This is a genomic window from Terrisporobacter muris (assembly GCF_024621905.1).
Lineage (GTDB): Bacteria > Bacillota > Clostridia > Peptostreptococcales > Peptostreptococcaceae > Terrisporobacter > Terrisporobacter muris.
This window is the reverse complement of sequence record NZ_JANKBY010000453.1, coordinates 1-2,303: the sequence shown is the minus strand read 5'-3', so window position 1 is coordinate 2,303 and position 2,303 is coordinate 1. Positions and strand designations below refer to the sequence as shown.

At 24.4% G+C, this 2,303-nt stretch carries 2 protein-coding genes; both read left to right on the top strand.

The window, feature by feature from the left end:
* Positions 1–270: 270 nt before the first annotated feature.
* Positions 271–1,104, top strand: coding sequence for a DNA-methyltransferase (locus NSA58_RS19100; RefSeq protein ID WP_074429242.1), 834 nt, complete (start codon positions 271–273; stop codon positions 1,102–1,104).
* A gap of 200 nt (positions 1,105–1,304) precedes the next feature.
* Positions 1,305–2,303: hypothetical protein (locus tag NSA58_RS19095; RefSeq protein ID WP_257560858.1), on the top strand; the 999-nt coding region annotated here is incomplete at its 3' end.

Below are 2,303 nucleotides of genomic sequence, written 5' to 3'. Positions count from 1 at the left end.
AATAGCAAATAAAATCAAAGTTTGATTACGATAAAGAATATCCAGCATACAAACATTCTGTAACATGAAAAATGAACTACTAACTTTATGACTTAGTAGTTTTTTATAAAGAAATTATTACATACTATTAAATAAGCATATTTATCATATATATCACACTTATAAAACTTAAAGTGGATCTATTTAATCCAAAACAAAGAATTAAAATAGTACAAGTCAGTATGTAATTATATACCATGTATTAACATAGTTTAGTTATGGGGGATCAAATTGGGTATTAAAATATATAATAAGAATTCTATTGAAAATATGAAAGAAATAAATACAAATAGTATTGACTTAGTTATAACTAGTCCACCATATTGGGATATAAAAGATTATAAATCAGATGAACAACTTGGATTAGGTCTTACATATAAATGTTACTTAGAGTTACTGAAGAAAAATATATTTGAGTGTATGAGGGTTTTAAAAGAGGATGGATTCTGTGTATTTAATGTAGCAGATATAAGGAAAAATGTAAGTAAAAGCAAATATTCAAGATCTAAAATTTATCCAATACATTCAGATTTAATACAATATTTTATTAGCATGGATTTTGAATTTTTTTCTCATACAATATGGAAAAAGGAAAGTGTCAAAAAAGGAGATAAGGGGAAAATCATCTATGGTTCTGTAGATAAAGAATATATATATCCTCCATATGTATATAATGATTTATCAATAGAACATATTTTAGTTTTTAGAAAACCTGGAAATCAAAGAAATCTGCCTAAATTAAATGAAAGGGTAGATAAGTTTCTTAAAGAAGATATAGAAGATTGGTTCACTCCTATATGGAATATAAATCCTTCATCTCATAATAAAGATCATCCAGCTACATTTCCAGATGAGCTTGTTAATAGGATTATAAATTTATATAGTATAAAAGGAGACACTATATTAGATCCGTTTTGTGGAACAGGAACGACATTAAAAGTAGCAAATGAATTACAACGAAATGCTATAGGGTATGAAATTAATTTAGGATATTTAACTACTATTATTAAAGATATGCAGATGACAAACAATAACAAAGAAGATTTTTATGAGTATGAAATGTAGTATTTAAATTCTAAAAATATATCTTTGCTTTATTGAAATAATGATTTAAATTTTGTGATTATAGATAAATTTGTTTGAAAATCAGTTTATCTACAATCACTTTTTGTGCTTAGCTTAAAAATTATAAATAGTTAGCTTATAAAAATATAATATAATTGCCATAATAAAAAGTATAATTTATTATATTAGGAGTTTAACGTATGGCAAGAGGTGAGTGGTCATTTATACATGAAAGTGTAATATATCAATATTTAATGGAAAGATTTAAGTCAAATAATTTAAAATTATTGCAAATATGTTATAATGGTAAATTCAAAGAAAAAGAAGTGAAAGTAGTTGATTTAGAAGAGATAACAGATACAAAATTTCCTGATGTAGATTGTATAACAATAAAATCAGATAAAAAAGGGAAACGACCGGCAGAAGTTAAATTTTTAACATCTCAATTTAAATATCATACACAAAAAAAATATTCAGATGAATATGATATGTTTGTCATAAATAATGGATTTATTTTAGTATATAAACATGATATTATACCAGATAGATTAGATGTAGATAAAATTGATATTTATCAACTTAATCAGTCAGATTTTATTAATTTTGTTAAAGAAAATTTTGAGAGGTTATTTTATCAACAAGTAAAAGAAAAGAAAGATCGAAATGTTTGGATAAGTTATTGTGGAAGAAATTCTAATTTTAATAAAGAATATGTTAAAGAAGGTTATAATATAAAATCAGCCAAAGAATCTAAAATCTGGTGTCCCACATGTGATATTAGTCCAAATGAAATGACAGTAGGAGATAAGATAATCTTTATAAAGACGAGTGGAGTAAAACAGCAACATATACAAAATCAATATGAGAGTAACATATCAGAATGGTATTTAGAGGATATGTATGTGTGCGAAGTTAGAACACCCATAATGAGCAGAGAAGAATACTGTAGGAGAAATAAAATAGATAGTAAATCATTTTTATGGGCAAGTGAGGTTAAAGATAATAATAAAGATAAATATAGATATGTGTTTAAATTTGATATAAAAACCTCTTATGAAAATTTACATATATCATTAGAATCACTTAGACAGAAAATGCAAGGTTTAGTAGATAATAAAATTAGATATTTATTCACTACAAAAGGTGATAAGAGTATAAGTTTAGATGACTATATTGAATTTATAGAATATATAAGTCAG